Annotated in this window: 4 protein-coding genes; 2 read left to right on the top strand and 2 right to left on the bottom strand. The window is 67.0% G+C overall.

Annotated features, from left to right (window positions below; genetic code table 11):
* Positions 1 to 422: transporter associated domain-containing protein (locus AC1DU6_RS20970; protein ID WP_477859328.1), on the top strand; the 422-nt coding region annotated here is incomplete at its 5' end.
* Here the strand turns inward: AC1DU6_RS20970 and AC1DU6_RS20975 are convergent.
* Together AC1DU6_RS20975 and AC1DU6_RS20980 are read right to left on the bottom strand one after the other, a co-directional pair.
* Positions 412 to 2,274 carry a carbohydrate-binding module family 20 domain-containing protein gene (locus tag AC1DU6_RS20975; RefSeq protein WP_477859330.1) on the bottom strand — a complete coding sequence of 621 codons (1,863 nt, stop codon included), beginning with the start codon at positions 2,272 to 2,274 and terminating at the stop codon, positions 412 to 414. The genes AC1DU6_RS20970 and AC1DU6_RS20975 overlap by 11 nt on opposite strands.
* A 196-nt stretch (positions 2,275 to 2,470) precedes the next feature.
* Entirely contained in the window at positions 2,471 to 2,932 is a 462-nt protein-coding gene (locus tag AC1DU6_RS20980; protein ID WP_477859332.1) for a hemerythrin domain-containing protein, read from the bottom strand.
* Between the two features lie 97 nt (positions 2,933 to 3,029).
* On the opposite strand from AC1DU6_RS20980, the gene ligA reads away from it, so the two are divergent.
* Positions 3,030 to 4,529 (top strand): NAD-dependent DNA ligase LigA (ligA, locus tag AC1DU6_RS20985; RefSeq protein ID WP_477859334.1); only part of this gene is annotated, 1,500 nt, incomplete at its 3' end.

The raw sequence follows: 4,529 nt of genomic DNA on the forward strand, positions 1-4,529 counted from the left end.
GGCTGACGCTGTCCGAGATGCTGACCCAGTTCCGCGAGGCGCACGAGGACTTCGCCGTCGTCGTCAACGAGTACAGCCGCGTGGTGGGCGTCATCACGCTGAACGACGTGATGAACACGGTGATGGGCAGCCTGGTCGCGCCGCACGACGAGGAACAGATCGTGCGCCGCGAGGACGGTTCCTTCCTGGCCGATGGCATCACGCCCATCCCGGATGTCGAGCGGTCGCTGGGCATCGAGGGCTGGCCGCATGCCGGCACCTACGACACCTTGGCCGGCTTCCTGATGGTCATGCTGCGCCGCATTCCGCGGCGCACCGATGTCGTCGAGTGGGAAGGCTGGCGCTTCGAGGTGGTTGACGTGGACAGCTACCGGGTCGACCAGGTCATGATCACCGCGGTAGCGCCTGCCGTCAGGGTTTGAAGTTGCCGTCGCTGCGAGCCTGCGAACCGCTGGCGCAGCTCGTGAACTCGCGGTTGCCGCTGCCGGTGGCTTGATTGCTTTCCCAGACGGCCGACGAGCCGTTCCACTTCACATACTTGTATTGAATCGCCGTGCCGGCGGGCTGGCTGACGGTTCCGCTCCACGGTACGTTGGCACCCGAGCCCTGGATGGTCAGTGCAAAGCCCGAGCCGGGCGCCCAGGCGCCGAGGCCGCTGACATTGCCGACGACGCGCAGGTTTTCGCCCATCACCGTGTTGGCGTTGGCGATCGTGAAGGTCACGGCGCAGCTGCCGCCGCCGCCGCCGCTGGTCTTCTGGCCCGTGTAGAGGGCCACGGCCGGCGTGGGGCTGCCGCTGTTYGCCGGCACYGTGATGCTGGCGTTGCCGCTGGCATCCACCGTCACCGAGTCGGCCGTGCAGCCGGTGCCGGCGGCGTTCTTGGTGCCGTTGATGACGTTGCAGTAGGTGCCGGCGGGAAGGCCCGTGGCGAAGCTGCGCGTCCAGGCGCTGCCGCTGTTGTTCAGCGCGACAAAGCCCACATTGCCGCGGCTGAAGGCGATCTGGTTGCCGTTGTTGCCGACGATCCAGTTCTGCTGCGCCTGGCCGAGGCTGGCATTGCGGAAGGCCACCATGTTCGCCAGCGGCGTCCAGCGGTGGGCGAAGTCCCAGACGACGTTGATCTGTGGCGCGCCGCCGCTATAGGGGCTGGCGCTGGGGCGGTCGGCACCGGTGTCGGTGAACTTGAAGCCCGAATAGAGCTGGGCCTCGCCATAGCCCTGGGCGAGCATGAAGACGTGCGCCAGCGTGTACCGCTGGCCACCGGCATCGGCGCCGCCGTTGTTGTTGATGTTCAGCGAGCCGCCGTTGCGCTCGGTGTCCCAGTTGGTGATGAAGACGGTCGCGTTCTGCGGCTGGATGAAGCCCCAGCTGCCGCCCCAGTTGCCCCAGGTGCCCATGACGCTCGGGATGCTCGCGAGGTTCAGGCCGTTGTTGTTGCGGAAGACATCGCGCATGGCCGACGTGAACTGGAACTCGTTGAGCGTGCCTACGGGGAAGTAGCTCGGCCGGTCCACCTCGCCGTCGTTGATGATCTCCTGCGTGACCCAGATCGGCTCGCCCTGCAGCGTCGTCGGGTAGGCGGCCTTCACGGCGTTCATGATCGACGTCCAGGCGCTGGCCGGCATGTGCTTGGACGCATCGATGCGAAAGCCATCCACACCCATGGCCAGCAGGGCCTTCAGGTAGTTGACGATCTGGCCCTGCACATAGCTGCTTTCGGTGGCGAGGTCCGGCAGGCCGCCCAGGCGGCAGTTCTGCACATTGCTGCGGCCCGACGGCGAGTTGTAGTCGCCGTCGTTGATGTTGCAGTTGGCGTGGAAGTCGCTGGCGCTGAAGAACGGGTAGCTCAGCGTGCCCGCGTTCCAGGTCGAGCCGTCGGTGGCCGTGCCGCTGCCGTCGGCCATCTGGTTGACGACGATGTCCGCATAGACCCGCACACCGGCCGTGTGGCAGGTGTTGATCATGGTCTGCAGCTRCCCAGGCGTGCCCATGCGGCTGGTCAGGTTGGTGTAGTTGACGGGCTGGTAGACGCCCCACCAGCCATTGGCGTTCTTGGACGCGCCGGGCGGCGAGATCTGCACGCCGCCAAAGCCCTTGGGGCCCAGCCATTGGGTGCATTCGGTGGCGATGTCGGGCCATGACCACTCGAACATCTGGACCGATGTCGAGTTGGGGTTCAGCGCGTGGGCCGGTGAGGCGAGGGCGGCGCTCAGTGCGAGCGCGAACGAGAGCGAAGGGGCGAGTCGGAAGCTCGCGGGCAGCAGCGATGGCATGGGTGTGTCTCCGTCATGTGGTCGACCGCCGCCCTCGTCATGGGGCGGCTGGGTTCGGCCAATCGACTGCTTGCCCTGGCCGCCTTTCCCGTTCAGGAAAGTGCTGCGACTCTAGACAGACGGCGGTAATTTAAATGTAGGAAAACTACCAATCAACGAGCAAAATCCCTAGAACATTCGGCGGCGGCGAGGTGACTCAGAGCGATTTCCGACGCGATGCCATCTCTTCTCCAATCTTGGAGAGGGATGCTTTGTCCAGATGGGACTGGGCGATGGGGAATGCTTGATCGTCTTCGGCTGCCAAATGGGCCTGATAGTGAGTTGTGTAGTTAAGTAACAAGTTGGCATCAAGAGGCGCGGTTCTTCCGCCGGTCCATGCGAGCAGAGGCTCGCGCAACAGCGCCCACATTCGCCCCATCTCGACGTGATCGGCGTGCAGTCGATCGGCCAGATCCGTCAGGCCAGCCCTGCGCAGCCGCGGCAGCACATGGCGCTCCTCGTCTTCGTGGTGAGCCGGGCCGGCGCGGTCGAAATAGCGCAGCACATCGGCCGCAGCGTCGCGCGCCTGGGCGTCCACGCCATGCTGCTGGACATGTGCATGCAGGCGCTGCAGCAGGTCCAGGCTGCGGCGCACGCGCTCGTGGCAGGCGGCCAGCATCTCGAAGGGCTGGTCGAAACCGACAGCGGGGCCGGCGTGCAGGAAATCGACACGGGAGCTCATGCGACGGATTGTCCGACCGCGACAAAATGCCCCCATGACCGCCGCCCCCGCCTCCCGCGCCGCCGATCTGCGCGCCCAGCTGAACCATCACGCCCACCAGTACTACGTGCTCGATGCGCCCGAGTTGCCGGACGCCGAGTACGACAAGCTCTTTGCCGAGCTGCAGGCCCTCGAGGCCGCCCATCCTGAGCTGCTGACGGCGGACTCGCCCACCCAGCGCGTCATCGGCGCCGTGCTGCCGGGGCTGACGCCGGTGCGCCATGTCGTGCCCATGCTGTCGATCACGACCGAGACCGACACGACCGAAGGCGGAGCCATCGCCTTTGACGCCCGCGTACGCCGCGAGTTGGGGCTGAAGGAGGGCGACGCACTGGTCGACTACAACGCCGAACTGAAATTCGACGGCCTGGCCATCAACCTGCGCTTTGAAGCCGGCGTGCTGGTGCAGGCCGCCACGCGCGGCGACGGCGAGACGGGCGAGGACGTCACGCACAACGTGCGCACCATCGGCCAGATCCCGCTGCGCTTGAAAGGTGACGCCCCGCCGGTGCTGGAGGTGCGCGGCGAGGTCTATATGCGACGCGACGCCTTCGAGGCGCTGAACGAGCGCCAGCGCGCCAAGGGCGACAAGACTTTCGTCAACCCGCGCAACACGGCCGCCGGCGCCATCCGCCAGCTCGACTCGCGCCAGGCCCGCGACAAGCCGCTGAGCTTCTACGCCTATGGCATCGGCGACGTGCAGGGCTGGGCGCTGCCGGCGACGCAGTCGGGTCTGCTCGATGCCTTGGCCGACTTCGGCGTGCCCGTCAACAAGCTGCGCACGGTCGCAGCCGGTACGGCGGGCCTGGTCGAATTCCATCAGCGCGTGGCGGCTGCGCGTGACGACCTGCCGTTCGACATTGACGGTGTCGTCTACAAGGTCAATTCCCGCGAGCTGCAGCAGAGGCTCGGCTTCAAGACCCGCGAGCCGCGCTGGGCCGTGGCCCACAAATACCCGGCCCAGGAGCAGGTGACGACGCTGCTGGCCATCGACGTGCAGGTGGGTCGGACAGGGAAGCTGACGCCGGTGGCGCGGCTGGACCCGGTGTTCGTCGGTGGCACGACCGTCAGCAACGCCACGCTGCACAACGTCTTCGAGATGCGCCGCAAGGGCGTGCGCGTCGGCGACAAGGTCATCATCCGCCGCGCCGGCGACGYGATTCCCGAGGTCGTCGGCCGCGTGCCCGGCGAGCGCGCCAGCTACGTCCCCAACTTCCACATGCCGCGCGCCTGCCCCGTCTGCAAAAGCGAGGTCGTGCGCGAGCGCGGCGGCATGGACCACCGCTGCTCGGGCGGCGTGTTCTGCCCGGCCCAGCGCAAGCAGGCCATGCTGCACTTCGCCGGCCGCCGCGCGATGGACATCGAAGGCCTGGGCGACAAGCTGGTCGAGCAACTCGTGGACGCCGGCATCGTGCTGAGCCTGCCCGGCCTCTACAAACTCGGTGTCGCCAAGCTCGCGGCGCTGGACCGCATGGCCGAGAAGAGCGCGCAGAAC

This window comes from Roseateles sp. P5_B10 (assembly GCF_056400485.1).